This is a genomic window from Promicromonospora sp. NPDC050249 (assembly GCF_040656015.1).
GTDB lineage: Bacteria > Actinomycetota > Actinomycetes > Actinomycetales > Cellulomonadaceae > Promicromonospora.
This window is the reverse complement of record NZ_JBFAKY010000007.1, coordinates 195,343-220,177: the sequence shown is the minus strand read 5'-3', so window position 1 is coordinate 220,177 and position 24,835 is coordinate 195,343. Positions and strand designations below refer to the sequence as shown.

Annotated in this window: 27 protein-coding genes; 13 read left to right on the top strand and 14 right to left on the bottom strand. The window is 70.1% G+C overall.

The features are described from left to right. Window positions 1–73: 73 nt before the first annotated feature. Window positions 74–904 (top strand): 3-methyl-2-oxobutanoate hydroxymethyltransferase, encoded by an 831-nt coding sequence (gene panB, locus AB0I32_RS08135; RefSeq protein WP_357504668.1) that lies wholly within the window; start codon window positions 74–76, stop codon window positions 902–904. Between the two features lie 18 nt (window positions 905–922). On the opposite strand, the gene AB0I32_RS08130 is transcribed toward panB, so the two are convergent. Continuing rightward, window positions 923–1,108, bottom strand: a complete 186-nt coding sequence (locus AB0I32_RS08130; RefSeq protein ID WP_357504666.1) for an SPOR domain-containing protein — start codon at window positions 1,106–1,108, stop codon at window positions 923–925. Between the two features lie 14 nt (window positions 1,109–1,122). Here AB0I32_RS08130 and ppgK point away from each other — a divergent pair, with 14 nt between their 5' ends. Beyond that, window positions 1,123–1,869 carry a polyphosphate--glucose phosphotransferase gene (ppgK, locus tag AB0I32_RS08125; RefSeq protein WP_357504664.1) on the top strand — a complete coding sequence of 249 codons (747 nt, stop codon included), beginning with the start codon at window positions 1,123–1,125 and terminating at the stop codon, window positions 1,867–1,869. 6 nt (window positions 1,870–1,875) lie between these two features. On the opposite strand, the gene AB0I32_RS08120 is transcribed toward ppgK, so the two are convergent. Both AB0I32_RS08120 and AB0I32_RS08115 read right to left on the bottom strand, forming a co-directional pair. Next, the gene (locus AB0I32_RS08120) at window positions 1,876–2,193 is read right to left on the bottom strand and encodes an STAS domain-containing protein (protein WP_357504692.1); all 318 of its coding nucleotides are present in this window, start codon (window positions 2,191–2,193) and stop codon (window positions 1,876–1,878) included. 319 nt (window positions 2,194–2,512) lie between these two features. After that, on the bottom strand, window positions 2,513–2,869 hold the full coding sequence (locus tag AB0I32_RS08115) for a DUF3467 domain-containing protein (protein ID WP_357455328.1): 357 nt from the start codon (window positions 2,867–2,869) through the stop codon (window positions 2,513–2,515). A 201-nt stretch (window positions 2,870–3,070) separates the two neighbouring features. On the opposite strand from AB0I32_RS08115, the gene AB0I32_RS08110 reads away from it, so the two are divergent. From AB0I32_RS08110 to AB0I32_RS08100, 3 genes are all read left to right on the top strand, one after another. After that, on the top strand, window positions 3,071–5,194 hold the full coding sequence (locus AB0I32_RS08110; protein ID WP_357504662.1) for an AAA family ATPase: 2,124 nt from the start codon (window positions 3,071–3,073) through the stop codon (window positions 5,192–5,194). A gap of 109 nt (window positions 5,195–5,303) precedes the next feature. Continuing rightward, entirely contained in the window at window positions 5,304–6,068 is a 765-nt protein-coding gene (locus AB0I32_RS08105; RefSeq protein ID WP_357504660.1) for a MerR family transcriptional regulator, read from the top strand. After that, window positions 6,061–6,765, top strand: coding sequence for a GPP34 family phosphoprotein (locus AB0I32_RS08100; protein WP_357504658.1), 705 nt, complete (start codon window positions 6,061–6,063; stop codon window positions 6,763–6,765). Before AB0I32_RS08105 ends, AB0I32_RS08100 begins: the two co-directional genes overlap by 8 nt. Before the next feature lie 174 nt (window positions 6,766–6,939). Here AB0I32_RS08100 and AB0I32_RS08095 read toward each other — a convergent pair whose 3' ends face one another. Continuing rightward, complete coding sequence (locus AB0I32_RS08095; protein WP_357504656.1) at window positions 6,940–7,602, bottom strand: histidine phosphatase family protein; 663 nt, start codon at window positions 7,600–7,602, stop codon at window positions 6,940–6,942. A gap of 233 nt (window positions 7,603–7,835) precedes the next feature. Here AB0I32_RS08095 and AB0I32_RS08090 point away from each other — a divergent pair, with 233 nt between their 5' ends. The 3 genes from AB0I32_RS08090 to AB0I32_RS08080 all read left to right on the top strand — a co-directional run bounded on the left by AB0I32_RS08090 (window position 7,836) and on the right by AB0I32_RS08080 (window position 9,972). Beyond that, a complete protein-coding gene (locus AB0I32_RS08090) occupies window positions 7,836–8,606 on the top strand; it encodes an NlpC/P60 family protein (protein ID WP_357504654.1) in 771 nt (256 codons plus the stop codon). 52 nt (window positions 8,607–8,658) lie between these two features. Then, on the top strand, window positions 8,659–9,228 hold the full coding sequence (locus AB0I32_RS08085) for a TetR/AcrR family transcriptional regulator (protein ID WP_357504652.1): 570 nt from the start codon (window positions 8,659–8,661) through the stop codon (window positions 9,226–9,228). 303 nt (window positions 9,229–9,531) lie between these two features. Beyond that, on the top strand, window positions 9,532–9,972 hold the full coding sequence (locus tag AB0I32_RS08080; RefSeq protein WP_116676091.1) for a roadblock/LC7 domain-containing protein: 441 nt from the start codon (window positions 9,532–9,534) through the stop codon (window positions 9,970–9,972). A 93-nt stretch (window positions 9,973–10,065) separates the two neighbouring features. On the opposite strand, the gene AB0I32_RS08075 is transcribed toward AB0I32_RS08080, so the two are convergent. Continuing rightward, complete coding sequence (locus AB0I32_RS08075; RefSeq protein ID WP_357504650.1) at window positions 10,066–10,641, bottom strand: pyridoxamine 5'-phosphate oxidase family protein; 576 nt, start codon at window positions 10,639–10,641, stop codon at window positions 10,066–10,068. A gap of 135 nt (window positions 10,642–10,776) precedes the next feature. Here AB0I32_RS08075 and AB0I32_RS08070 point away from each other — a divergent pair, with 135 nt between their 5' ends. Continuing rightward, window positions 10,777–11,265 carry an SRPBCC family protein gene (locus AB0I32_RS08070; protein ID WP_357504647.1) on the top strand — a complete coding sequence of 163 codons (489 nt, stop codon included), beginning with the start codon at window positions 10,777–10,779 and terminating at the stop codon, window positions 11,263–11,265. Window positions 11,266–11,269: 4 nt separating this feature from the next. On the opposite strand, the gene AB0I32_RS08065 is transcribed toward AB0I32_RS08070, so the two are convergent. Both AB0I32_RS08065 and AB0I32_RS08060 read right to left on the bottom strand, forming a co-directional pair. Next, window positions 11,270–11,692, bottom strand: coding sequence for a hypothetical protein (locus tag AB0I32_RS08065; protein WP_357504645.1), 423 nt, complete (start codon window positions 11,690–11,692; stop codon window positions 11,270–11,272). A 191-nt stretch (window positions 11,693–11,883) separates the two neighbouring features. Next, on the bottom strand, window positions 11,884–12,705 hold the full coding sequence (locus AB0I32_RS08060) for an alpha/beta hydrolase (protein WP_357504643.1): 822 nt from the start codon (window positions 12,703–12,705) through the stop codon (window positions 11,884–11,886). Between the two features lie 227 nt (window positions 12,706–12,932). Between AB0I32_RS08060 and AB0I32_RS08055 the strand changes: the two genes are divergently transcribed. Together AB0I32_RS08055 and AB0I32_RS08050 are read left to right on the top strand one after the other, a co-directional pair. Continuing rightward, on the top strand, window positions 12,933–13,877 hold the full coding sequence (locus AB0I32_RS08055; protein ID WP_357504641.1) for a helix-turn-helix domain-containing protein: 945 nt from the start codon (window positions 12,933–12,935) through the stop codon (window positions 13,875–13,877). Between the two features lie 86 nt (window positions 13,878–13,963). Beyond that, the gene (locus AB0I32_RS08050) at window positions 13,964–14,887 is read left to right on the top strand and encodes a phosphotransferase (RefSeq protein ID WP_357504639.1); all 924 of its coding nucleotides are present in this window, start codon (window positions 13,964–13,966) and stop codon (window positions 14,885–14,887) included. Window positions 14,888–14,947: 60 nt separating this feature from the next. Here AB0I32_RS08050 and AB0I32_RS08045 read toward each other — a convergent pair whose 3' ends face one another. From AB0I32_RS08045 to AB0I32_RS08025, 5 genes are all read right to left on the bottom strand, one after another. Continuing rightward, window positions 14,948–15,517: a dihydrofolate reductase family protein gene (locus AB0I32_RS08045; protein ID WP_357504637.1), complete on the bottom strand. Its 570-nt coding sequence runs from the start codon at window positions 15,515–15,517 to the stop codon at window positions 14,948–14,950. 111 nt (window positions 15,518–15,628) lie between these two features. Continuing rightward, on the bottom strand, window positions 15,629–17,425 hold the full coding sequence (locus AB0I32_RS08040; protein WP_357504635.1) for a cytochrome b/b6 domain-containing protein: 1,797 nt from the start codon (window positions 17,423–17,425) through the stop codon (window positions 15,629–15,631). A 5-nt stretch (window positions 17,426–17,430) separates the two neighbouring features. Next, window positions 17,431–18,390 carry an electron transfer flavoprotein subunit alpha/FixB family protein gene (locus AB0I32_RS08035; RefSeq protein ID WP_357504633.1) on the bottom strand — a complete coding sequence of 320 codons (960 nt, stop codon included), beginning with the start codon at window positions 18,388–18,390 and terminating at the stop codon, window positions 17,431–17,433. A gap of 14 nt (window positions 18,391–18,404) precedes the next feature. After that, window positions 18,405–19,184 carry an electron transfer flavoprotein subunit beta/FixA family protein gene (locus AB0I32_RS08030; protein WP_357504631.1) on the bottom strand — a complete coding sequence of 260 codons (780 nt, stop codon included), beginning with the start codon at window positions 19,182–19,184 and terminating at the stop codon, window positions 18,405–18,407. Window positions 19,185–19,226: 42 nt separating this feature from the next. Then, complete coding sequence (locus AB0I32_RS08025) at window positions 19,227–20,393, bottom strand: acyl-CoA dehydrogenase family protein (protein WP_357504629.1); 1,167 nt, start codon at window positions 20,391–20,393, stop codon at window positions 19,227–19,229. A gap of 449 nt (window positions 20,394–20,842) precedes the next feature. Between AB0I32_RS08025 and AB0I32_RS08020 the strand changes: the two genes are divergently transcribed. After that, the gene (locus tag AB0I32_RS08020) at window positions 20,843–21,610 is read left to right on the top strand and encodes an enoyl-CoA hydratase-related protein (RefSeq protein ID WP_357504627.1); all 768 of its coding nucleotides are present in this window, start codon (window positions 20,843–20,845) and stop codon (window positions 21,608–21,610) included. Window positions 21,611–21,646: 36 nt separating this feature from the next. Here the strand turns inward: AB0I32_RS08020 and AB0I32_RS08015 are convergent, their stop codons facing one another. Both AB0I32_RS08015 and AB0I32_RS08010 read right to left on the bottom strand, forming a co-directional pair. Continuing rightward, complete coding sequence (locus AB0I32_RS08015; RefSeq protein ID WP_357504625.1) at window positions 21,647–22,750, bottom strand: Gfo/Idh/MocA family oxidoreductase; 1,104 nt, start codon at window positions 22,748–22,750, stop codon at window positions 21,647–21,649. Further along, window positions 22,747–23,517, bottom strand: a complete 771-nt coding sequence (locus AB0I32_RS08010; protein WP_357504622.1) for a ThuA domain-containing protein — start codon at window positions 23,515–23,517, stop codon at window positions 22,747–22,749. Before AB0I32_RS08010 ends, AB0I32_RS08015 begins: the two co-directional genes overlap by 4 nt. A 256-nt stretch (window positions 23,518–23,773) precedes the next feature. Here AB0I32_RS08010 and AB0I32_RS08005 point away from each other — a divergent pair, with 256 nt between their 5' ends. After that, window positions 23,774–24,718: a phosphotransferase gene (locus AB0I32_RS08005; protein ID WP_357504620.1), complete on the top strand. Its 945-nt coding sequence runs from the start codon at window positions 23,774–23,776 to the stop codon at window positions 24,716–24,718. Window positions 24,719–24,835 lie beyond the last annotated feature (117 nt).

Below are 24,835 nucleotides of genomic sequence, written 5' to 3'. Positions count from 1 at the left end.
GCGTGTACCGGGCATGGACGACCGGCCTTAGGCTTTCCTGCGGCACCGAGGCCGCCCGAACCACAGGAGGACCATGTCCGCCCACACCTCACCCACTCAGGGTCCCAAGAGGGTCCGTGTGCACCACCTGGCGGAGGCGAAGGCCCGGGGCGAGAAGCTCGCGATGCTCACCGCGTACGACGCGGTGACCGCCGCCATCTTCGACGCCGCGGGCATGGACATCCTGCTCGTGGGTGACTCCATCGGGAACGTCATGCACGGCCACGCCACCACCATCCCGGTGACCGTCGACGACATGATCCCGGCCGCGCGGGCCGTGGCCCGGGCCGCGAAGCGTGCCTTCGTGGTGATCGACCTGCCGTTCGGCTCGTACGAGGCCGGACCCCAGCAGGCGCTGGAGACGGCGGTGCGGGTCTTCAAGGAGACGGGCGCCGACGCGGTCAAGCTCGAGGGCGGCATCCGCTCGGCGGCGCAGATCCGCGCGCTGACCGACGCAGGCATCCCCGTCGTCGCGCACCTCGGGTACACGCCGCAGTCGGAGAACCTGCTCGGCGGGCCGCGCGTCCAGGGCCGCGGCGACGACGCCGTGGAGGCGCTGGCAGCCGACGCGCAGGCCATCGAGGAGGCCGGCGCCGTCGCCGTCGTCCTGGAGATGGTGCCGTCGGGCGTCGCCGCGCGCATCACCGAGATCGTGCGTATCCCGACCATCGGCATCGGCGCGGGACCGCACTGCGACGGCCAGGTCCTGGTGTGGACGGACATGGCGGGCATGACCAGCTGGTCGCCGCGCTTCGCGCGGCGCTACGCCGAGCTCGGCTCAGCCCTGCAGCAGGCCGCGGAGGACTACGTCTCCGAGGTCAAGGACTCCTCGTTCCCGGACGCGGAGCACTCGTTCGAGAAGTGACCCGGCGGCCGCTCCCGGTCACTTGCTGCGCCACTCCTCGTCGTCCTTCTCCCAGGACTCGTTGCGCGACCGCGCGCTCTCCAGGGCACGCTGCGCCTCGGCGCGCGTGCCGTACGGGCCCATCAGGTGGGTCCAGGAGGAACGGTGCCCCTCCTCGACCTCACCCGTCTCGGTGTTGTACCAGTACTGCTCCCCGGTGCTCATGAGACGATCCTGACATGACTGACCTGGCGTTCGGCATCGACATCGGAGGTTCGGGGATCAAGGGTGCGCCCGTCGACCTCGTGGCCGGCGAGTACGCGGACAAGCGGACCCGCATCCCGACCCCCCAACCGTCCACCCCGCAGGCCGTGGCGGACGTGCTCGCCCAGCTCGTCGACAGCTACCACCTGGCTGACGACGTGCCGATCGGTGTCGCGTTCCCCGCGCCCATGCAGCACGGTGTGGTGCGGTTCATGGCGAACCTCGACCAGTCCTGGACCGGCGTGGACCTGCCGGCTCTCGTGCAGCGCGCGACCGGCCGGAGCGTCACCGCGGTGAACGACGCCGACGCGGCGGGCATCGGCGAGGTCCGGTACGGAGCGGCGCGCAACACCGAGGGCGTGGTGCTGGTGGTGACCCTGGGCACGGGGATCGGTTCGGCGCTGGTGGTCGACGGCGTCCTGGTGCCGAACACCGAGCTGGGGCACCTCGAGATCGACGGGCACGACGCAGAGTCCCGCGCGGCGGACTCCGCGCGTGAGCGGGAGGACCTGTCCTGGGACCAGTGGACCGAGCGTCTGCAGCGCTACTTCGGCGTCGTCGAGGACCTGCTGTCGCCCGACCTCATCGTCGTGGGCGGCGGAGTGAGCAAGCATCACGAGAAGTACCTGCCGCACCTGCACCTGCGTGCGCCGATCGTTCCCGCACAGCTGCGGAACGCCGCGGGCATCGTAGGCGCCGCGGCGCTGGCCGCGGGGCGCTGAGCCGGGTCAGGCCTCCCGCGCCACCGCGGGCTGAGCCGGCTGGGCGAACAGCACGTCGACCCCGAGCATCTCGATGACGCTCCGGACCACCGGTGGCGGGTCCGGAAGGGTGACGGTCAGCCCGTCCTGCGTTCCGTAGGTGTACATCTGCATGAGAAATGCGACGCCTGTCGAGTCCATGAACGTCACCCTCGAGGTGTCGATCACTACCGACTTCGCCCTCTCCAGGGCATTGGCTATCGCAGCACTGGACTCTCCACGCAGGGAGACATCGATCTCTCCCCACATACTCACGACACTCGTGCGGGACTGTTCTTCGAACATGATCCCGCCCGTGCGCCCCCTGTTATCGAATTCCGAGTTGCTCACTTGCATCGCCCCTGTTCATTGCTCCCCGACATGGCCGCCGGAACGGGTCGCCCGACCCCCCGGGCAACTCTGGGAGATTGCAACGCCTTCGTCGCGATCACGGGCAGCCTACATCCGTGAAGATCGCAAGTGGAACAGCCTCGGAGGCTTACATTTCCCCCTCAGGACTGGTATAACCCACCTTTTCTCCGGCCAAACTGGAACATTCCCCCCGGTCAGACCGGACATATGGACGCCCAGTTGGACAATCGTCCAAGAAAAAGATTCACAAGATTCATTTCTCGGATGATCGATTGGGGCCATCCGGCCCCTCTGCCATCCCTGGATTGCGAACGGTCGGTGCGCTTTCCTTCTCCCATGCGTCGAGCTGCATAGTGAGCGCCTTGGCGAGCTCGAACACCTGCTGCGGAGGAATGCGCACCCGCGAGACCACACGGCCCGGCACCGTTATCGAGGTGACTTCTCCCGACTCGGGGTCGGAGACCGGGCTCGGTGGCTGCTTCACGGCGATGAAGTCCAGGATGAACGACGTCGGCGTGTGCCATACCGAGGCGAAGTCGGCCGGTACGCCGGTCTCCATCTCGTCTGGCACGTCGATCTGGAACTCCTGGGGCAGCTCGTCGGACGACACTGGGGCTCCTCGATTGGCCGGGCGGTTCCCCGACCGTACCGTGGGGCCCGTTGGCGCGACAGTGGAAACGGACTCCGAGGACATATGTATCGCGCGTCGGCCGCGCATCACCAAAAAGATGCCGCCTCGATCGCGTCCCCGGCACTAGACTCTCGCGTTCGCTCCCGCGAACATCCCACGCCGACTCCTGGAGGGTCACCCATGCCTGCCGACGCGCCCGAGCTCGCCAGGGAACGAGAATTTCTCGCCGAGGCACGGACCCAGCTCGGCCGGATGCGCGATCGGGTGGCCGCGCTGGACGGCCGCTACGCCGGGGACCGGGTGAGCGCGGACGTGCTCGAGGCGACGCTCGCCCGGCGGATGGAACAGCTCACCGACGACCCCGAGATCCCGCTCTTCTTCGGCCGGATCACCGTCGAGGAGAGCGCCTTCGAGGAGTCCGCCGTCGAGGCCGGCACCGAGACCTTCCACATCGGCCGCCGCCACGTCTCGGACCCGGACGGCGAGCCGATGGTGGTGGACTGGCGCGCGCCGGTGAGCACCCCGTTCTACCGGGCCACGCCCAAGGAGCCGATGGGCATCACCGCCCGACGCCGGTACGGGTTCGCGCGCGGCCGCCTCACCGCCCTCGAGGACGAGTCGCTGGCCCGGCCCGAGCTGGGCGCCGACGGTGCCACCACTGCGCACTCGGACATCCTCGAGGCCGAGATCGAACGCCCGCGCACCGGCCCGATGCGCGACATCGTCGCGACCATCCAGCCCGAGCAGGACGTCATAGTCCGCATGCCTCTCGAGCGCACGCTCGTCGTGCAGGGGGCGCCCGGCACGGGAAAGACGGCGGTCGGCCTGCACCGTGCGGCCTACCTCTTGTACGCGCACCGCGACCAGCTCACACGCCGCGGTGTGCTCGTCGTCGGGCCGAACAAGAGCTTCCTGCGGTATATCCGCGACGTGCTGCCCGCGCTCGGCGAGATCCACGCCACCCAGGCGACCATCGAGGAGATCGTCGGCACGCACGCGCCGGTCCGCGCCACCGAGGCCGCCGACGTCGCGACGCTCAAGGGCGACGGCCGGATGGCCGAGGTGCTGCGGAACGCCGTCTGGTCGCATGTGGGCACCCCGCAGGACACGTTGGTCCTGCCGCGCGGCTCGTTCCGCTGGCGCGTCCCCGCGTACGAGGCGCGTGAGGCGATCGAGCAGGTCAGGGCCAGGGACGTGCGGTACGCCCTCGGCGCAGCCCAGCTCCGCCACGCTCTCGCCCACCGGGTCCTCGTCCAGATCGAGGAGACCGGAGACGCGCTCGACGACAAGGCGTGGGACGTGCTGGCCCGCACCAAGCCCGTCCGGGACTACGCGGCGGCGGTCTGGCCGGCGGTCGAGCCGCGCCGGCTGCTTTTCCGGCTGTTCTCCGACCCCGGGTTCCTCGCCGACTGCGCTGAGGGCATCCTCTCCGAGGCGGAACAGCACCTCCTGACATGGGCGCCCCCACCCCGCACGCCCGGCTCCGCGCGCTGGACGACCGCTGACCTCGTCCTCCTCGACGAGATCGTCGACCTGCTGGACCGGACGGAGTCGGTGGCGCACATCGTCGTCGACGAGGCGCAGGACCTGTCGGCGATGATGCTGCGCGCCCTCGGGCGCCGCGCCGCGACGGGCTCGCTCACCGTGCTCGGCGACCTCGCCCAGACCACCACGCCCTGGGCGTCGCGCGACTGGTCGGACGTCCTCGGCCACCTCGCGAAGCCCGACGGGCACGTCGAGCAGCTGACCGCGGGATTCCGCGTGCCCGGCGACGTGATCGAGCTCGCCGCCCGGCTCCTGCCGAGCATCGCACCCGGCCTCGAACCGCCGACGGCGGTCCGGCGCGCCCGCGGTCGCCTCACGATCACGGACGCACCGCTCGACGACGTCCTCACCGGCATCGCCGGCCTCGAGGGCTCGGTAGGCCTCATCGTGCCGGACGACGCCGTGTCGCACCTCCGCACGGTGCTCGCCGCCGCGGGCATAGCCTTCGCCGTCGTCGGCGAGCAGGACGACGAACCACCGGCCCAGGACGAGACCGCCGTCGGCCCCGACGACTCCTCCGAGTTCGACGCGCACCTGGACCTGGTGCCCGCCTCGCTGGCGAAGGGCCTCGAGTTCGACCACGTGGTGCTGCACGACCCGGCCGCGATCGTGGCAGCCGAGCCGAACCACGCCACCGGCCTGCGGCGGCTCTACGTCTGCCTCACCCGGGCGGTCACGTCCCTCGTCGTCCGGCACGACGGCGACCTGCCGCCGGAGCTGGGCGTCGACAGCGCGGTGGTTTCGGCGCTGGTTCCCTGAGTACGGGCGCGCACTTGACCCTGTGCCAGGAACATGGTTTCCACTGAGATCTGTCGGTGCCACCGCGCCGACGTCCGACCGGTGGGCCGACTGACAGAAGGAGCCGAGCGTGGCGTGGAGCACCCGGCAGATCGCGGACCTCGCGGGCACGACGGTCAACACCGTGCGGCACTACCACGAGGCCGGCCTGCTCGAGCAGCCCGAGCGCAGGTCGAACGGCTACAAGCAGTACGGCGTGCCGCACCTGGTGCGGCTCCTGCAGATCCGCCGGCTCCGAGAGCTCGGCGTGCCCCTCGCGCAGATCGAGTCGATGGGGCGCGCGGACGAGAACCCCGTCGAGGCCTTCCGGGTGCTCGACGCCGAGCTCGAGGCGACCATCGAGCGGCTGCAGCGAGCGCGGGCGGAGCTCGCCCTGATCATGCGGCACCGCGCACCCATCGACCTGCCGCCGGGCTTCAGCTCCGTGGCGAGGACGCTCTCGGAGACGGACAGGTCGCTGGTCATGATCTACTCGCAGATCTACGACGAGTCGGCGATGGACGACATCCGGCGGCTCGTGGAGGAGCACCCGCGCACGGAGGCCGACGAGGAGTTCGACAACCTCCCGCCGGACGCCGACACGGCCACGCGCGCCCGGCTGGCGGAGTACTTCGCCCCCGTCATCAAGCAGAAGCAGGCCGACTACCCGTGGCTCAACGACCCGGCCACTCGTGCCTCGAAGGACCCGGCGACGCTCGAGCACACCATGGTGGAGTCGCTGCGGGAGCTCTACAACCCTGCCCAGCTCGACGTGCTCTCCCGCGCCAACCAGATCATCCACGGCAAGACCGACGAGCGGCCCGACGCCGACGACGAACGGACAGACCATGAATGAACCGACGACCACGGAGATCCCTGCGGCACCCGCGCTCGCCGAGGACATCCTGCTCCTGCTGTTCGACCCGCGATCGGGCACCATCGCCGGCGAGGGCAGCAACCTCTTCCACACGCTCGCGGGCGCGGTACTCGTGGAGCTGGCGTTCCAGGGACACATAGACATCGACGAGCGGACGACGTTCAAGGGCCGTCAGGTGCACGCCGTCGCCGGGGAGGCGCCGGCCGACCCGATCCTGCGCGACGTATGGGAACGGGTGGTGCGGAAGTCGACGGACGTCCATTCCCTGATCCTCGAGATCGGTCCGCGACTGCGCGCGCGGGTGCTCGACCGGGTCGTCGAGCGCGGACACATCGGCCGGGAGGACCGCAAGACGCTCGGGCTGTTCAACACCACCGCCCTCGTCGACGGCGGCACGTCCCACCGGGCCGACCTGCTCGCCCCGGTCCGCTCAGCCCTGGTGGACGGCGAGGACCCGGACCCGCGCACGGCCGCCCTGGCAGCCCTGCTCGCCGCGAGCGGCGGTCTGCCGTCCCTGTACAAGGACATCCCCTGGTCCGGCGCCGTCTACACGCGCGGCCGGGAGCTCCAGCGCGGCGCCTGGGGCGCTGCCGCCGTCGGCGAGTCGGTACAGCGGACCATGGCGGGACTCATCGCGTCCAACCTCTTCGTCACCGCGTTCATCGCCGACCGCTGACGCGCGCCAGAACGGGTCGGGGTGCTCGGCGAGGTGCTCTATCTCGAACCCTGCCGCCAGGCACGCCATGACGATCTCCGAGTGTCGGCCCGTGTCTCGTCCCCCGTGACGTCCATCCCGCCAGCCTGCCAGCGCCGCTGTCGGCGACCCAGCTGATTTCCGGTGCCTTCCGGCTCAGTCCTCGACCGGTTCCCCGGTCGGGTCGTCGGCCGCCGGCGCGTCGAGCGCGCGGCCCCCGACGGGGTCAGCATCCCAGCTGATCAGCCGCCAGCCACCGACGGGGTCGCCATCGATCTCCACCAGACCGGTGTTGGCCAGCGCCGTCCGCTCGGCGTGGTCGACGTCCACGCCGGCCACCCGCGCCGACACCCACACCCGGATCGCCGCACCGTGCGACACCAGTACCGCGCTGTCTCCCCCTCGCGCGGCGACCTGCGCGACCGCCGCGTCGTAGCGGCCAAGGAACGCCGCGCCGTCGGCACCACCCGGCATGGCGCGGCCGACGTCGCCGCGCGCCCACGCGAAGGCGGTGCCGAGGTAGCGCTGGTGCGCCTGGTGGGCACCGGCCATCTCCAGCTCACCCGCCTCGATCTCCTGGAGGCCGTCCACGACGAGCGGCTCCAGCTCTCGGGCGCGGGCCAGCGGTGCGGCGGTGAGCGACGTCCGGACCAGCGGGGAGACGGCTATCGCGTCGATCTGACGGTCGCGCAGCGCATGGGGCACCGCGGCGGCCTGACGCTCGCCGAGCGCCGTCAGCCCCGGGCCGGGGTGTGCGGTGTCGAGGAGCCCGTGCACGTTCGAGGGCGTCTGTCCGTGCCGCAGGAGCAGAAGTCTCATGGGGAGCATTCTCGCCGAGACATCGGGCGGCCGGAGACGCCGTCCCGAACGTCGTCCGAAACAGCGAGACAACGGCAGGGAAAGTTGGGGGGTGTCAACCTCGTATCCGTTCCGTTACTCTTGGGCTCGCTATGAGCCTGACATGTCGCCTTCGTCCCCTGCTTGCCGGTCCCCGGCGCGGTCTCACGCGGGCCGCGCACGGGTCTCCTTCCATCTGAAAGGCCCCCGCTTTCATGGATTCCCAGTCCAGCACGGCCACGTCCCAGCTCCGTCGTGGTCGTCACCGCGCCGCACACCGCCCCCTCCTGACCGCCGTGGCCCAGGCTGCCACCGGCCAGGCCGGTGTGATCACTGGTCGCGGAGCAGTGATCGCCGCGGCAGGTTCCGGCGTCCTGCTGTCCCTGATCGCGCCGCCTGCCCAGGCCGCACCGTCCACCGAGATCAGCACGTCGCTGACCGGTACGGCGATGAAGGGCAAGCTGAACACGACCGATATCAACGCTCTTGCCTCCCAGGCGCGCCAGACCGTGGCGGCCGCGAACGTCGTCGCGGTCAACCCCACGGCCGAGCTGAAGGTCGAGAAGTCGGCAGTCACCGTCGTCTCGGCCGCCGAGAACGAGGAGTACCAGGCAGAGCGGGCCGCCGAGATCGCAGCGGAGGAAGCCGCGCAGCGCCGGGCGTCGGTGGTCTCCATCGCGATGCGCTACATCGGTGTCCCGTATGTGTGGGGCGGGACGACCCCGGCAGGATTCGACTGCTCCGGGTTCACGTCCTACGTCTTCGCCCAGGTCGGTATCGACCTGCCGCGCACGTCGGCCGCACAGCGTTACGCCGGCACCGCCGTCCCGTACAGCGAGGCGCTGCCGGGCGACCTGATCTGGTCGCCGGGGCACATCGCGATCTACGCGGGCGACGGAATGCAGATCGAGGCTCCCGTACCCGGCAAGAACGTCCGGTACACGAGCATCTGGCAGTCCGGCCCCGTCTTCATCCGCGTGGGCTGACTCGGTAGACCGATCAGTTTTCGGCTCGTCCCTGCCTGGCTAGACTCCCGGCATGACGACGGAGGCGAGGCCCGGCCCTCGGGAGCGACTGCTGGAGACAGCGGCCGTCCTCTCGTACCAGCAGGGCGTCGGCGTCGGTATCGAGGCGCTGTGCAGGACGGCGGGCGTGTCGAAGCGCTCCATGTACCAGCTCTTCGACAGCAAGGACGAGCTGCTGGCGACAAGCCTCGAACGGGGCGCTTCCGCCTTCGCGGCCTCGCTCCTGCCCGCGGCCGACGACGCCCGTGGGCACCGTGAGCGGGTCCTGCACGTCTTCGAGCGGCTGGAGGCCCAGGCGGGGGCGCCTGGGTTCCGTGGCTGCCGATATCTCGCCGTCCAGATCGAGCTCAAGAACCCGGACCACCCGGCCAGCAGGGTCGCGCGTCAGGTCAAGGAGGGGCTCGCGGAGTTCTTCCGCGCCGAGGCCGTCGCGGGCGGGGCCGGCTCCCCCGACCTGCTGGCGCGGCAGCTCATCCTGGTCTTCGACGGCGGGAGCGCTCGTGCGGGGATCGGAGCCGATCATCTGGCAGGGCTCATGACGCCCACCGTCCGCACCCTGCTGGACGCGGCGGGGATGCACTGACCGGCGTAGCCCGGCGCCTCGCCGCGCCGGGCACGACAGCCAGGTTCGGGACATCCATGCTTGCGCAAGGAAACCGATCGGTTTACCGTGTGCCCCGGCGGCGCTCGGTGAACATCGCAAGACCTTGTACCGGCTAGTCGGCGGCGAGGGGTACCGTGGCGTCACAGACTTGCTGGAAACCCTGCCTGGGCGCCCGCCGAAGGCTCCGCAACTCCAAGACCAACGTGGCAAGGTTCGGGCGCCGACCATCGAGCGCCCGACCAGCAGCGAGAGCGCACGACAGACGCAGTAGGAGAGACAAGAGTGACCCTCAGTACCGAAGCAACGAATTTCGGGTGGCTGCTCGACAACTTCGTGCGCACCGTCCCTGGCAGCCGGCACACGCTCGTCGTGTCGGCGGACGGCCTGCTCATGGCGATGTCCGACCAGCTCGACCGCACCAGCGGTGACCAGCTCGCGGCGATCGTCTCGGGCATGTCGAGCCTGACGCGTGGAGCTTCCCGTCAGCTCAACGGCGGCAACGTCCGGCAGACGATCATCGAGATGGACAAGGGATTCCTGTTCCTGATGAGCGTCTCGAACGGGTCGGTGCTGGGCGTCGTCGCGGAGTCCACGTGCGACATCGGCCTCGTCGGCTACGAGATGGCGCTGCTGGTGTCCCGCACCGAGGCGACCCTGACGCCGCAGCTGATCTCGGAGATGCGTGGCAGCCTCCCGACGGACCGCCAGCCCCGCGGCATCTGATCCGTCTGGTGCCGACCGGTCGCCGCTGACCGGTCCGGCGGCGCACCCCCTGGCCGACGGCATCCAGGGGGTCGCCGGGTCCACCTCGTCGCGTCACGCGGCCGGCTCGGGCTCGACGGCCGGGTCGGCGTCGTAGGCCGGCAGGCCGTCGATGCTCGTGAGGTTCTTGCGCCGCCGGTACTCCTGCTGCCCGGCCTCCCCCTTGCGCTCGAAGTAAGGCCCCATCAGGTCCCGCTCGCCCTCGTACGCCATGAGGGGCACGCCCCAGCCGCAGCTGTCGGAGATCCGCTCGACGTCGACCACGATGACCGCACGGGCACCGGGGATGTCGGTGAACCCACCAGCGAGGGTGGGGTACTCGTCGTCGTACCGGGTCACCACGCGGCCGGTCCCGTGGAACCGGACGATGTTCGGCGCTCCGTCGAACGCGCAGAACATCACGGTGATCCGGCCGTTCTCGCGGAGGTGAGCCACGGTCTCGCTGCCGCTCCCGGTGGCGTCGAGCCACGCGAACGTGTGCTCGTCGAGCACGGCGAAGGTGCCGGGTACGCCGCGCGGCGAGACGTTGACGTGACCGTCCACGGCCAGCGGCGCCGTCGCGACGAAGAACATGTGCTGCCGCTCGACGAACTCGCGCAGCCGGCCGTCGATCCGCTCGTGGAGTTTCATGCCCGCATGCTGCCAGACCGCCGTCGCGGGTCAGGAGCTGCCCAGCACATGGACGGCTTTCGGAGCGCTGACCTAGTCTCGGCGAGAGGGCCTGCCGGCACGCTGTTCTTGCTCGGAGAACTGGAGCGATTCGCCATGAAGTACACCGTCTCGATCGAGATCGCCCTACCGCGGGAGAGAGCCGTCCAGCTGCTCGCCGACTCCGCACACGTGCCGAAGTGGGTGCGCGGCGTGGTGCTGCACGAGCCCCTGAACGGGCTGCACGGGCAGGTCGGGACCAGGTCGCGCGTCGTGATGCGGACGGGGCAGCAGGAGATGGAGGCCGTCGAGACCATCACCCGCCGGGAACCGGCGGACCTGCACGGGATCCCGAGAGACAGCATCGTTCACTTCGAACGCGAGATCGTCGCCAAGGGCATGTGGAACGCCGCGCGCGAGCGGTTCACCGAAACCGGGCCGGAGACGACGCTCTGGGTGAGCGAGAACGAGTACCGGTTCAGCGGCTCGCTGCGGCTGCTGGCGCCTTTCCTGCGCGGTGTCTTCCGCAAGCAGTCGCAACAGCACATGCTGGACTTCAAGGCGTTCGCCGAGCAGGGAACGGACGTCCGCGAAGCGAAGGACTGACGCGCTAGGCGGAGGGGCTGACGGCGTTCCGCGCTGCCTGGTTCCGCAGATCACCGACGAGGAGCCCGGCCGCGAAGGTCAGCCAGCTGGGAACCTGCGCGCTGGCGACCACCACCAGGCCGAGCAACCCCCACCCGTCCTCCTCGATGCTCGCGTAGCTGATCCCCAGGACGACCACGACCAGGCCGAAAGCCAGGCCCAGCGCGGCCCACGCGTTGCTGACACGCAGCAGACGCAGCAGGCCGACGGCGACGAGCACCGCCGCGAGCACGATGACCGCCCCCATGAGCGCCACTCGGAGGGCGTTGCCGACCTCGGACCCGAAGGAACCTGTTCCGCCGATCGCCGCGAAGTAGATCAGGTACGCCACCGTGGTGACGGCGAACGCCACAGGGGTCAGGACGAGGAACCGCCGCACGGTCTGCATGGGCTCATAGTGACCGGTGCCCGTACGGATGACCAGGAATGTGCCGGCCCGTCGCGGCGGTTCCTGCGGTCAGCCGGCGGGAAGGTGGCGGCCGTTGTCCAGATCGGCGACTGACCGGCGTCAGAGTGCGCTTGCTACGGAGGTCACGGGTCGTTCCCGTAGCAAGCGCATGCTGAACGCTGCCGACCTGCTCAGTGGTCGGTCGTCGCGGTCCAGGACGCACGGGCCAGCGCCCAGTCGAGCGCGCGGTCGGCGATCTCCTCCCAGCCCGGGCCGGCAACCATGAGGTGCGGTCGCCCGTCGTACGTCGCGTGCTCGGTGATCGTCCCGGCGCCCTTGTAGTGCTTCGCGTTGGACGCCTGGACGGCCTCGGGCATGATGTGGTCCTTCGACCCGGACAGGAACAGCAGCGGTGGCCGGTCGGGGTTGGCGAAGTCGACCCAGGCGCCCTGGTGGCCGGGCTGATAGTTGGCCAGCACGGAGTCGAACAGCACGCGGCCCGACGCCGGGATGTGGTACCGCTCGTAGAACGCGAGCGACTCCTCGTCCGTGTAGGTGTTGGTGAACGCGTACTTCCACTGATCCGGGGTGAGGCCGACGGCGCGGTGGTGGTTCAGTGGGTTCTTGAGCGCGGGAAAGACCGAGTGGAGCTGCGTCCAGGGCGTGATGCGGATCCCCTCGGTGGGTGCCGAGTTGAGCGCAACCCCGGCGCAGCCGTACCCGTGGTCCAGGAGGACCTGCATGAACGCCCCGCCCGCCGAGTGGCCCATGAGGACCGGCTTGGTGTCCAGGGTGTCGAGGAAGGCTTCGAGGTGGCCGACGATCGACTCGATGGTGAGGTCGGCGATCGGCGTCGGGTCGGCTCGCAGGGCTTCGACCTCGACCTCGAAGCCCGGGTAGCCCGGGGTGTGAACCGTGTAGCCCTTGGCCTCGTAGCGGGTCTTCCAGTGTTCCCACGATCTGGGCGTGACCCAGAAGCCGTGGATCAGGACGATGGTGTCCGGGGTGCTCATCATGGTTCCTCTCGTGGTGCTCTCATGCCCAGCCGCGGTGTCGCGCCCCCGCTCGAGCAGGCTGGCACGGACCGGCGCGCCCGTGTTCTCGCTACCTGCACACTCGTTGCGTGTGCGTGCACGACGGCGCGGATATCGCCCGGACCCCGTCTTGCACAGGGACTGCGAGCGCGCCATTGTCTGGGAAGGAGACATCGCCACCTTCGCCGGCCCCCGTGAGGTGCACCGTGCAAGTCCTCGACAGCGCGACCGTGTCGCCCAAGGAACGGCTCGACATGGTCGTGGAGTCCATGGCCAGTGCGGCGCGAGCCACCGCCTTCACCCCCAAGGGCCCGGACGACCAGGTGCGACTCACGATCAGCACCTGGCAGCTGGGCGCCGTCGACCTGGTCGACGCCGCGTGCTCGGCACACACGCTGCGCCGGGGTGCACACGAAGCGGCCGACGACGAGCCGCCGTCCTTCATCCTGACCTACGGGCTGCGCGGGGCCGGCATCCACAGCCACCTGGGGCGTGACCTGCCCGTCGGACCGTCGCAGCTCTGGTCGACCGACCTCACCGCGCCGTACGTCCATCAGATCGAGGACACCCGCACCGTCACGGCCAAGATGGCGATCGCGACGCTCGGCATCCCGCACGACCTCGTGCGCAAGACCCTGGTACACATCGGCGAGAGCCCGCTGGCGCCCCTCTTCGTCAACCATCTGACGGAGACCCGACGAGTCGCCCACCTCATCGACGGCCCCGCGTCGGTCGCGCTCGGCACCGCCACCCTGTCCCTCGCGCGTGCCCTCGTCGCCAGCATCACCGACGACGAGCGCCTCGGGCGCGAAGCGCTCGAGGACACGCTGCTCCTCCGTGTCCAGGCCTTCGTCCGACGCCATCTCGGCGACGCGGCCCTGGACGCCGAGACGATCGCCGTGGCGCACCACGTCTCCGTCAGACACCTCTACAAGGTCTGTGCGCGGGCGGAGCTCCGGCTGGAACAGTGGATCATCCGCGAACGCCTCGCTCGTGCGGCAGACGAGCTCGCCCGGACCGCCCCCGCACGCGGGACCATCACGGCCGTCGCGCGCCGCTGGGGCTTCACCAGCTCCTCCCACTTCACCACCCGCTTCCGGGCGGCATACGAGGTCTCGCCTCGGGAATGGCAGGCGCTGCACCATCGATGACGAGTCGAGCGGTGGGCTCTGACGGACTACCTGCGGACCTGGCAATTCCGGTGCGTCGATGAGCTGCGAGCCCTAGATTGCGTGGCGTGGACCTTTCGCATCTCGGGACGCCCATCGGGCCGATGACCCGCATCCACGGCGGGTTCGCCAACCGGATGTACCGGCTCGACACCGACCAGGGATCGTTCGCGGTGAAGGAGCTCAACCTCGTCGACCGCCGCTCGACCTATCACGCCGAAGACGTCTTCAGGTTCGAACAGGCGGCCTTCGCCGCCGGCATCCCGATGCCCGAGCCGATCTCGGTCGGCCACGACACGCTCGTCCACCGGTGGGTCGAGGGAGAGAAGATCCCCGAAGCACCGGTGTCGGCGGCATACGCGTTCGAGATCGGGGAGATCCTTGCGCGCATCCACGCGCTCGACGTCCGGTGGACCCACGCGTCGGCCGAGGAGCCGACGCCGCAGGACTGGCCCGAGCTTGCCGAGCGGGCGGCGGCGACCGGACAGCCGTGGGCCGACGAGCTCGCCTCCCACGCCGAGACGTTCCTCGCGATCGCCCACTTCGTCGAGACCTGCGAAAGGCCCGGCCCCGTCGTGCTGACCCACCGGGACGTCCAACCGTGGAACCTGCTCGCTCGAGACGGTCGGCCGGTCCTGCTCGACTGGGAGCTCTCGGGGATGCTCGACCTGTCGAGCGAGCTCGGCTCGACCGCGCTGAGCGTCTCGAAGGGACCTGGCTTCGACAGCATCGAGCCCGCCATCTTCCGCTCGGTCCTCGACGGCTACGTCACACAGGGCGGGACGCTGCCGCCGTCGGGTCCTGGCTGGTTCGTCTTCATGATCGGCGGCTGGCTCGGGCACACGAGGTGGAACATCCTCCGCTGCCTCGCCGGCACCGAGGCGTCCACCGGTCCTGACCTTGCGCTGTCGCACGAGTCCGCGCGCAACGGTCTTCGCGGCCTCCCCGACGTGTTCGGCCGGCTTCCCGAGCTCGAGGCGCTGTTCGGGTGACGGAACTACGAGGTCACGCCGTGGGCCGGCGCGTCGGCCGACGCGCTAGAACACATCACGTCAAGCCGTAGCTCGCGCGGGCCGGTATCGCAGGGCGACCGCCCCCGACCGGAACTCATGGCGATCTACGAGCTCGAGCTGGATGCGCTCGCGCAGACCGGCGAGGAGCGTCGGCCCGTGTCCGGCGACAACCGGCTGCACGACGAACTCGTACTCGTCGATCAGTCCCAGGTCTGCCAGCGCCAGAGGGAGCGTCACGCCACCCACCCACAGGCCATCGCCTGACTGCTCCTTGAGCCGCTGAACCGCCGGCCCCAGGTCGCCTCGCACCAGCTCGGCATTCCAGTCGACCCCGCTCAGCGTGCTCGACACGACGTACTTCTTCGCCTGATCGATGGCCTCGGCGAACGGGATCTCCATCTCACCCATCCAGTCGGGCCACGGGCCTGTGGCCGGCCGCCGCCAGGCCGACTCCATCATCTCGTAGGTCACCCGGCCGAAGAGCAGCGCATCGGCTCGCTCCATCTCGGTAGTCCAGTAGCGCATCGACTCCTCGTCCGGAGGGAGTCCTGCCTCGTGGTGGCAGCAACCGTCGAGCGTGACGTTGATCGAGTATCGGAGTGGTCTCATCTGTGCTGTCTCCCTTGAGGCGCGCCCGCGTTCGCGGAACGTACTCAGCTCAGACGACCACCGGTGCCCCTACTCATCGGTGCCCCGGTCCACCGCGACAGCGCCGCCTGCTCAGCGGCTGCTGACCTTGCCGACGAGGGAAGCGATCGGCGCGATGACCAACGGCCTCGCCGCGACGACCGCCGCGACCGCGACGACGAGACCTCCCGCGAACCAGGCGAAGCCCACCCAGCTGACCGTGTCTTGGGCCGCGAACATGTGGTTCAGGTTGCGCAGCGCTCCCGTGGCGAACACCAGGGTGACGTGCACGATCACGAACAGCACGAAGAAGAGCATCGTCGGGAAGTGGATCGCCCGAGCCACCGGCGCCGGATAGAGCCTGTTCAGCCGGTCCGCGTCCTTGGGCCACCACTCGCTCATGCGCAGCCCGGTGATCGCGGCCAGCGGGGCTGCGATGAACACCACCGTGAAGTACATGAGCTGCTGCAGGCTGTTGTAGTTCACCCAGCCGTGCTCGGTGGGCCAGTTCAGCGTGAGGTACTGCAGCATCGCCGACGCCGCGTTCGGGAAGACCTCCCACGAGGTCGGCACGATCCGCATCCAGTGGCCGGTCGCGAACAGGAGCACCACGAACGCCGCCCCGTTGGCCAGCCACAGCAGGTCGATGCCGGTGTGCAGCCACAGGTTGATGCTGATCTTCTTGCCGCCCTTGGCGGGCGTCCAGTAGGCGGGCGGGGTCTTCTGGTACCGCACCTGCAGACCCGTACGGACGATCAGCACCAGGAAGAAGAAGTTGAGGTAGTGCATCCAGTTCGCCCAGACGGGGAAGCCGACCGGGGCGGACTCGGGTAGTTCGTAGGACCCGGGGTAGCGCTCCAGGAACGCGGGCACACCCGGCAGCGTGGTCACGCCGCGCGCGGCCAGCACGATGATCCCCGCAGCGGCGACGACGCCGAGCAGCCCCCACACGAGGATCCGCGCCCACTCGCCCAACGTGCGCGAGCCGATCTTGCGTGGCTCCCGCGCGGGCTCGGCGGGACGTGCGGGGACGGTCGGGCGTGCGGGCTCGGCCGGTCGTGCGGACGCGCTCACGCTCGCCGACGCGGCCGGGGTCTCCACGGCGGGTTCGACGGCGGCAGGCGGCGGGACGACCGGCTCGCTCTTGCTCTCGGCGGCAGGAGCGCTCGGCGCCGGGGCGAGCTGAGCCGGCTCGGACGCGGGCGAACCGCCGTCGGCCACCACCTCGGCGAGGGAAGGCTCGGCCGCCGTCGGCGTGGTAGCCGCAACGGGGGCGACGGCGACTCGTCGCTGGACCGTGGCCGTCTCCGCCGGAGGCCAGGGCTCGCCGCCGGCGATCCGCGGCAGGCCGCGACGCAGCGCCACCTGCTCCGTGACGGTGTCGGCGGCCGGTCCGGGGGCCGCTGAAGTCTCCGTGATCGCTGGCACGGCGGCGGCCGGAACGTCCGCAGCAGCAGGCGATTCCGCGGTCCCGGCGTCCACCCCCTCGCCCGGCACAGCAGGTAGGCCGGCGGACGACGTCACCACCGGGGCCGGGGCGCGGTCCACCCGGACGACGGCAGCCGGCGGCCAGGGCTCACCACCGGCGACGCGCGGCAAGCCGCGACGCACCGTGACCTCGACGGCGTCGGCCGGAGCCGGGGCGGGCGCGGCAACAACCGCGGGTTCGGCAACCGTTGCATCGGCCGGAGCCTCTGCAACTGCGGCAGGCTCGGCAGCATGCGACGGCTCAGCAGCCGCCACAGCGACCGCGGGCTCAGCCGCCTCCTGCGCAGCGGCGCCGTCGGCTCCTGCTGGAGCCGGCGCCGGCGCCGTGCCGGCCGGCGGCCAACCCGGCCCGCCGGGATGACGCGGCAGCCCCTGACGAAGACCCTGGGTGAACGTCGCCACGGTGGTTACGCCTTCGCCTTCTCGATCTCGGCGATGAGCTGCGGCACGACGGTGAAGACGTCGCCCACGATCCCGAAGTCGGCGATCTCGAAGATCGGGGCGTCCTCGTCCTTGTTGATCGCGACGATGGTCTTGGCGGTCTGCATGCCGGCCAGGTGCTGGATCGCCCCGGAGATCGCCAGGGCGATGTAGAGCTGCGGCGCTACCTGCACGCCCGTCTGGCCCACCTGAGCCGACGACGGCACGAACCCGGCGTCGACCGCGGCGCGCGACGCACCGACCGCGGCGCCGAGCGCGTCGGCGAGCTGCTCGACGAGGGCGAAGTCCTCCTTCGAGCCCAGGCCCCAGCCGCCCGAGACGACCTTCGCGGCACCGCGCAGATCGGGGCGTCCGGCGGTCTTCTCGGCGACCTCGACCGAACCGACCGTGGCGGCGGCAACACCGCTCGCGGTCACCTCCAGCGTGATCTCGGCCAGCGGCCGCGCCTCGGCGCGCGCTTCGACCGCGCCCTGACGGACCGTGATGACCGGTGCGCCGTGCGTCACCGTCGAGGTCACCGTGTAGGACCCGCCGTAGGCGGAGCTGCGGGCGATGACACCCTGGTCGTCACGGGCCACCTCGATCGCGTCCATGACCAGGCCCGAGCGGGCACGCACCGCGAAGCGGGCGGCGGCCTCCCGGCCGTCGACCGAGTGGGACGCCAGGACGGCGTCGGGCCGGGCCACGGCCGCAGCGGCGACCAGGGCGTCGACCACGCCCACCTGGCTGTCGGCCGCAGGGGCGCGCAGCACCGTGGCGGCGCCGAGCTCGGCGGCCGCCTTGGCGGCCGCGTCGTCGCCGAGGACGAGCGCGACCGGCGTCCCCACCGTCGAGGCCGCACCCAGCAGCGCGGCCGAGGACTTCGCCAGTCCGCCGTCGGGCGTCGTGTCGAGCAGCACCAGGATCGAGTCAGCAGCGATAGTCATCGTCGTCCCCCTTCTCAGATCAGGTGGTTCTCGGCCAGGAAGGCCGACAGTCGGACGGCGGCGTCACCGTCGTCGTCGGTGATCTTCACGCCCCCGCCTCGCGGAGGACGGGCGTCGATCGCGAGCATGATCGAGCGCGACGTGCTCAGGTCGTCCACGTCGATGCCGAGGTCGGAGAGCGAGAGCACCTCGACCGGCTTCTTCTTGGCCGCCATGATCCCCTTGAAGCCCGGGAACCGGGGGTCAGGGAGCGCCTCGGTCACCGACACGACGGCCGGCAGCGGCGCGCTCAGGCCCACCGCCGCGTCCTCGGACACACGCGTGCCGCTGACCTCGGCGTCCCCGATCGTCACCGCGGTGAGGTTCGTCAGGCTCGGCAGGCCCAGGTGCTCGGCCACCATCACCGGCAGCACCCCGCCCATGCCGTCCGTGGACTGGTTGCCCGCGAGCACCAGGTCGTACCCGACCCGGCCGAGCGCCGCGGCGATGACCTCGGCCGTCAGCCCGAGGTCCGCGCCGACGAGCCCGCCGTCGACGACGTGCGTGGCACTCGCCGCGCCCATCGCGAGGCACTTGCGGATCGACGTCGTCGACTCCTCGGGGCCGACGGCCAGCACGTGCACGTCGGTGCCCTCGTGCGCCTCGGCGTAGGTGAGCGCGACCTCAAGGGCGCGCTCACCGATCTCGTCGGCGACGAGAGCTGCCGTGGCACGGTCGGCGAGACCCGTCTCCAGGCTGAGCGTGCGCTCAGCGTTGGTGTCGGGGACGACTTTCACCAGGACGACGATCCTCATGGGCGGACTCTGCTCTTTCCTCGAACGGCTGACGTGGAGAGACTACTTGCGGCCGGTGATGCTGCGAGCGACGATCTCGCGCATGACCTCGTTCGTGCCGCCGTAGATGCGGTGGACACGGGCGTCGAGGAAGGCACGCGCGATCGGGTACTCCAGGATGTAGCCGTACCCGCCGTGCAGCTGGACACCCTGGTCGAGGATCTCCCACTCACGCTCGGTGCACCAGAACTTGACCTTCGCGGCCTCGTCCGCGCTGAGCTTGCCCTGCCGGTAGAGGTTCATCGCGCGGTCGACGTACGCCCACATGACGTCCACCGTGGTGGCCATCTCGGCCAGCCGGAACCGGGTGTTCTGGAAGTCGATGACCGGCTTGCCGAACGCCTCACGGCTCGTCGTGTAGTCGATCGTCCACTTCACGCCGGCCTCGGCCACCGCGGCGGCGACAGCACCGATCGAGAGGCGCTCCAGCGGCAGGTTCATCATGAGGTGCACGAACCCGCGGCCCTCGACGCCGCCGATGAGGTTCTCGTCCGGTACGAAGACTTCGCTGAAGCTCAGCTCGGCCGTGTCGTGGCCGGGGAAGCCCATCTTGTGCAGCTTCTTGCCGTGCTCGAAGCCGGGCATGCCGTCCTCGAGGATGATCAGGCTGAAGGCGTCCGGGCGGTTGCCCTCACCGGTTTTGACGAACGTGACGATGATGTCCGCCGTCTTGCCGCTGGAGATGAACGTCTTGGCACCGTTGACCAGGTAGCCGCCGTCGACCTTCTTCGCGGTGGTCCGCGCGGCCCGCAGGTCGCTGCCCGCACCCGGCTCGGTCATCGCGAGCGCGCCGAGGACCTCGGCGGTGGCCATCTTCGGGAGCCACTTCGCCTTCTGGGCGTCGGTGCCGAAGTGGGCGATGTACGGCACCGCGAGGTCGTCGTGGATACCCACGGCCCCGGCCAGCGCCGAGCCGTGGCCGCAGCCGATGAGCTCCTCGTTGACCACGCTGCGGAAGCGGTAGTCCATCAGCATCCCGGCGCCGCCGAACTCCTCCGGCACGGAGAGCCCAACGATGCCGTGCTCGGCCGCTGCCTTCATGGTCGCGCGGTCGACCTCACCGTCGGCGTCCCACTGCTGCGCCTTCTCCTGGGTGACGTAGCGCTTGACGAACTCCTTCACGACCTCGCGGAACGCCTCGTGGTCCTCGTCATAGATGTCACGCTGCATGGCTTCGCCTTTCGTTGGGCCGGGCGGCTGTGGTGCCCGGCGCATGGAGGGGAAATACCGTGTTCCGGCCGGTCGGCCTCGACGTTACCCAGGGGCGCGCAGTGAGGACAGTCGTCGTGTCGTCAGCTCGCACAGCGGATCCCGTCCTGCTCGTCGTCGAGGGGCCTGATGCGTCGGCGTCGCGCCGCCACCCGGGCACTGGCGAGTATGCCTGAGACCCAGTATCAGATCAAGCGCCCGCGGCCGACGGCGGTATCTGCGCCGAGGTCTGAGCCGGGCCGACGTCTGAAACGGCGTCTCCATCTGCGATGCCGACCGCGCTGACGTGGGCCCGAAACGACGGGCCAGGCCCCAGGCACTGCCACGCATGTCGCGCTCGTGCGTTTCGACTACGGCGTGACGCCGTTCGCCGGATCGTCCACCACGGTCAGCCGTAGCCTGCTGCGTGAGTGGCACTCCTTCACCAACGTGCCGTCTCCCGGTGCGCCCGGTTTCCGGCTCACCATCTCCCGGGCGGGCGACTGGACGGGGCGCTGATCGACGACCACCCGTCGCACCTGTGGGTCAAGGGCATCCCGACGGCCGGCGTCGGGAACATCGAGCGGCTGTTCCGCCGCGTCGTGTGGGTGGCCACCGGCAGCGGTATCGGTCCCTGCCTGCCACACCTGCTCTCGCGGGAGACACCCTCTCGCCTTGTCTGGTCCACTCGCGACCCGCGAGCCACGTACGGGGACGACCTGGTCGACGAGATCCTCGCCGTGCAACCTGATCCGGTCATCTGGGACACCACTGCTTCCGGCAAGCCCGACCTGCTGGCGCTCGCCTACCAGGCGTACCGCGAGTTCGACGCGGAAGCGGTGATCTGCTGCGTGCGCCTGCACCACCGGGTCGGCCCCAGCTGGGCGAAGGAGCTGATCTACACGGGCCGGAAGATCGATGCCATGGAGGCGCGACGGATCGGACTGGTCAACCGGGTGTTCGACACCCGGGAAGAGATGCTCGACTCCGCCGCCGCGACACTCGCTGAGATCGCCACTCGCTCACCGGTGGCGGTCGCGTCGTGCAAGTCAGTGATCGGCGACTCGGTCGGGAGAACCACTACTGACGCGCTCGATATCGAGAAGGCGGCCTTCCGGACGACGTTCGCGACGGGCGACATGCGCGAGGGCACTGCGGCGTTCCTGGCCAAGCGGCCGCCGTCGTTTCCAGGACACTGAGCGACAGGACGGACGCCCCTCTCCGGACTCGCGCCCTCACCTGCTCAAGGCGTCCCGTACCGACGGCCAGGACTTCAGGACCCCGAGGACCTCGGCGTTCCGCTCGGTCGCGAGCGCAGACTCGTAGGACCGCTCGAGCACGTCGTCGATCGCGACCCTGCGACCCTGCGCCGCGCTCTCGATCGCGGCCTCGACCATGGCGAGACTCATGACGTTGCCGTGCACACGCCCCATCGGCTCGGTGCCGAAGCGGAGGGCGGCGACGAACTCGCGCAGAGATCCCGCGATCTCATGCCCTGGATCCTCGGCGTCCGCGACGGACGTCTCCGGGGCGCTGTCGGGTTCGCCGTCGCCGTCCCAGAGCACGGTGCCGCGCTCGGCAGAGATCCGCCAGGCGCCGTTCCAGGAGGTCTCGAAGCCAGGGCTGCACCACGAGCCGTTGAAGGTGAAGCGGGCTCCGCCCTCCATGGCGAAGACCGCGGTGGCGGCCGCGTCGCCGGCGTACCAGCTCCACGCCGGGTTGTACTCCTCGCAGGAGACCGAGACGGGGTCGGCGTCGAGCAGGAACCGCGCCATGTCGAACTGGTGGATCGCCATGTCCAGCAGCAGAGGACTCGCCATCTCGTCGCGGAAGCCGCCGAAGTGCGGGGCCTTGAAGAACTCGACCGCGACGACGCCGACGACACCGAGAGCCGCCACCTGCCGCTTCACGGTGAAGAGCGACCGGTGATAGCGGCGGGACTGGCTGACCATGAACAGCTGCCCGGTGTACTCGGCCGCTGCCGCGAGCGAAAGCCCTTCGGCCACGCTTGCGGCGACCGGCTTCTCCCCCAGGACCGGAATCCCGGCCAGCAGCGCGGCGGTCGTGACCGAGTGGTGCGCCTCGGGAATGGTGGCGTTGAGGATCGCGTCCGCGCCGGTACGGCGAGCGAGCTCGACGGCGTCGGCACCGACCGCGAGACCAGGGATGCCGGTCTCGGCGGCGGCCGATTCGGCCGCCGCCGCGGAGAGGTCGGCGATGCCGACGAGCTCGGTACCGGGGTCCGCCTGGATCGTGCGGGTCCAGGCCCGGCCCATGCCGCCGGCGCCGACCACGACGAGGCGCAGGGGCCCTTCGGTCTCGATGGTCCGGAAAGTCATCGCTCGAACGCCCCTCGGTAGCCCTGGCCGTTGAAGAAGTCGTCGGTGTCGTAGCGCAGGAGCGTCGGCGTCTCGCGCTCTCGGTCGGGCCGGGCCCATTCGATGCCGTTGGCGATCACGTGGTTGACGTCGCGGTGGTGGTAGACGGGAAAGTCCTGGTCGCCGGGGCTGAAGTAGAAGATTCGGCCGAACCCGCGGCGGTAGGTCAGGCCGCTGCGAAAGACCTCGCCGCCGCTGAAGCCGCTGATGAAGACCAGTTCGTCGGGGGTCGGCACGTCGAAGTACTCGCCGTACATCTCCTGCTCGGGGATGACGATCGGGTTGGGAATGCCGCGGGCGATGGGGTGCTGCGGGTTCACGGTCCACACCAGCTCGCGGTCGTGCTCGCTGCGCCAGCGCAGCGAGCAGGTGGTGCCCATGAGCTTCACGAAGATCTTGGACCAGTGTCCGGAGTGCAGCACGATGAGGCCCATGCCGGCCAGGACATGACGGTGGACCCGCTCGACCACCTCGTCGGCGACGTCGCCGTGGGCAGCATGTCCCCACCAGACGAGCACGTCGGTCTCGTCCAGCACATCGGAGGTCAGCCCGTGCTCGGGCTCGTCGAGGGTGGTCGTGGCGATGCGGGCCTTGTCCCCGAGCCACTCGCCGACGCCTTTCGCGATCGCGCCGTGCATGCCGTCCGGGTAGCGCTCGGCGACGGACGACTCGACCTGCTCGTGGCGGTTCTCGCCCCACACGAGGACCCGGATGGGTGCGTTTGGCATGTCTGCTTCCTCCAGTTTTCTGGACCCGGCCCACGGCGCCAGGTAGATCGTGCCTGGGCTGCCCGCCAGACGTAGCGGCGGGGCCTGCCCATCGAAGCAGCACGGACGGGCCAAGACCAGCGGTATTACCGGTCACAGCCCTGCAGAGCGTGGAGCCGAATCGACGCCGCGTCCGTAAGCCGCCTCCCGCCAGGGCCGCGTACGACCGTAAGGTGTTGAGCATGTGCTGCGCTCCCGCCGTTGCGGCCACGAGCCGATGAACGAGGGCACCCATCCCGAAGAGCTGCCGGCCGAGGTCCTGGACGCCGTGGCTGGTGCGGTCGGGGCAGAGATCACCCTGCTCGGTCGCCTCACCGGAGGCGCCAACGGGGGCGCCACGCGCGTCCAGCTGGCCGGAGGGGCACAGGCAGTGCTCAAAGCAGTGCCCCGGGCGCATCCCGACCACCTGGACGAGACGTTGCGAGCCCAGAGAATCGTCGAGCACATGCGTCGGCGCGGCTATCCCACCCCGGCCTGGCTCGCAGTGGGGGCCACCGCCACTCATGTATGGCACCTGATGGACTTCGTCGACGCGGCTCCCGCGCCGGAGCTGACCTCGTCGCTGGTCGAGCAGCTGATGGAGATCATCGAGCTCCAGGCCGGCCAGGCCTCCGAGCCCTACGACCACTGGTCGTACGCCTGGCGGGTCGCCACCGGCCGGGATTCGGCTGTCGCCGGGCAGGATCTCGACGAGGCGCCCGAGCATTCGCTGCTCCGCCAGTCCATCGCCAGGCTCTCGGGGCACTCCTCCGCGGTGTCGGCCCTGGTAGAGCGCCTGCGGCTCGTGTGTGCCGACGTCCCACCACCACGAGACGCACCTGACATGGTCCACGCCGATCTCGCGACCCCCGGCAACATCCTGGTCCGTGACGGAACGGTGGTGGCGGTCGTGGATATCGGGAACGCAGGTAGTGGCACCCGGGCGATCGATCTCACCACCCTCGTGTGGTACTCCTTCGACGACCCGCTGCTGGACGATGTCCGAAAGCGGCTGTGGACGAGAATCCTCGACCTGGTCGGCTGGGACGGGACGGCGGTGCTCACAGCGGCCCACGTGCTCCACATGCTTGAGATCCCCGTCCGTCACGGGCGGCACGACGTCGTTCCAGGGGTGGTCGAGCGCGGCCGTCGTGCCCTCGACGAATTGAACGCGCTGCGCTAGCCGCGTGGCCAACCGCCCACCAGGTCTCCCCGTGCGCTCCACCGGTGTACGGACTCCCGGTGGACAACAGCACCCGCTCATGCGGCCAGTCCGGGCTGGCGACGTCCACCGACCAAC

Coding starts and splice junctions, on each gene's coding strand:
- panB (WP_357504668.1), top strand. CDS start 74: ATGTCCGCCCACACCTCACCCACTCAGGGTCCCAAGAGGGTCCGTGTG.
- AB0I32_RS08130 (WP_357504666.1), bottom strand. CDS start 1,108: ATGAGCACCGGGGAGCAGTACTGGTACAACACCGAGACGGGTGAGGTC.
- ppgK (WP_357504664.1), top strand. CDS start 1,123: ATGACTGACCTGGCGTTCGGCATCGACATCGGAGGTTCGGGGATCAAG.
- AB0I32_RS08120 (WP_357504692.1), bottom strand. CDS start 2,193: ATGTTCGAAGAACAGTCCCGCACGAGTGTCGTGAGTATGTGGGGAGAG.
- AB0I32_RS08110 (WP_357504662.1), top strand. CDS start 3,071: ATGCCTGCCGACGCGCCCGAGCTCGCCAGGGAACGAGAATTTCTCGCC.
- AB0I32_RS08100 (WP_357504658.1), top strand. CDS start 6,061: ATGAATGAACCGACGACCACGGAGATCCCTGCGGCACCCGCGCTCGCC.
- AB0I32_RS08095 (WP_357504656.1), bottom strand. CDS start 7,602: ATGAGACTTCTGCTCCTGCGGCACGGACAGACGCCCTCGAACGTGCAC.
- AB0I32_RS08090 (WP_357504654.1), top strand. CDS start 7,836: ATGGATTCCCAGTCCAGCACGGCCACGTCCCAGCTCCGTCGTGGTCGT.
- AB0I32_RS08085 (WP_357504652.1), top strand. CDS start 8,659: ATGACGACGGAGGCGAGGCCCGGCCCTCGGGAGCGACTGCTGGAGACA.
- AB0I32_RS08075 (WP_357504650.1), bottom strand. CDS start 10,641: ATGAAACTCCACGAGCGGATCGACGGCCGGCTGCGCGAGTTCGTCGAG.
- AB0I32_RS08070 (WP_357504647.1), top strand. CDS start 10,777: ATGAAGTACACCGTCTCGATCGAGATCGCCCTACCGCGGGAGAGAGCC.
- AB0I32_RS08065 (WP_357504645.1), bottom strand. CDS start 11,692: ATGCAGACCGTGCGGCGGTTCCTCGTCCTGACCCCTGTGGCGTTCGCC.
- AB0I32_RS08060 (WP_357504643.1), bottom strand. CDS start 12,705: ATGAGCACCCCGGACACCATCGTCCTGATCCACGGCTTCTGGGTCACG.
- AB0I32_RS08045 (WP_357504637.1), bottom strand. CDS start 15,517: ATGAGACCACTCCGATACTCGATCAACGTCACGCTCGACGGTTGCTGC.
- AB0I32_RS08035 (WP_357504633.1), bottom strand. CDS start 18,390: ATGACTATCGCTGCTGACTCGATCCTGGTGCTGCTCGACACGACGCCC.
- AB0I32_RS08030 (WP_357504631.1), bottom strand. CDS start 19,184: ATGAGGATCGTCGTCCTGGTGAAAGTCGTCCCCGACACCAACGCTGAG.
- AB0I32_RS08025 (WP_357504629.1), bottom strand. CDS start 20,393: ATGCAGCGTGACATCTATGACGAGGACCACGAGGCGTTCCGCGAGGTC.
- AB0I32_RS08015 (WP_357504625.1), bottom strand. CDS start 22,750: ATGACTTTCCGGACCATCGAGACCGAAGGGCCCCTGCGCCTCGTCGTG.
- AB0I32_RS08010 (WP_357504622.1), bottom strand. CDS start 23,517: ATGCCAAACGCACCCATCCGGGTCCTCGTGTGGGGCGAGAACCGCCAC.
- AB0I32_RS08005 (WP_357504620.1), top strand. CDS start 23,774: ATGAACGAGGGCACCCATCCCGAAGAGCTGCCGGCCGAGGTCCTGGAC.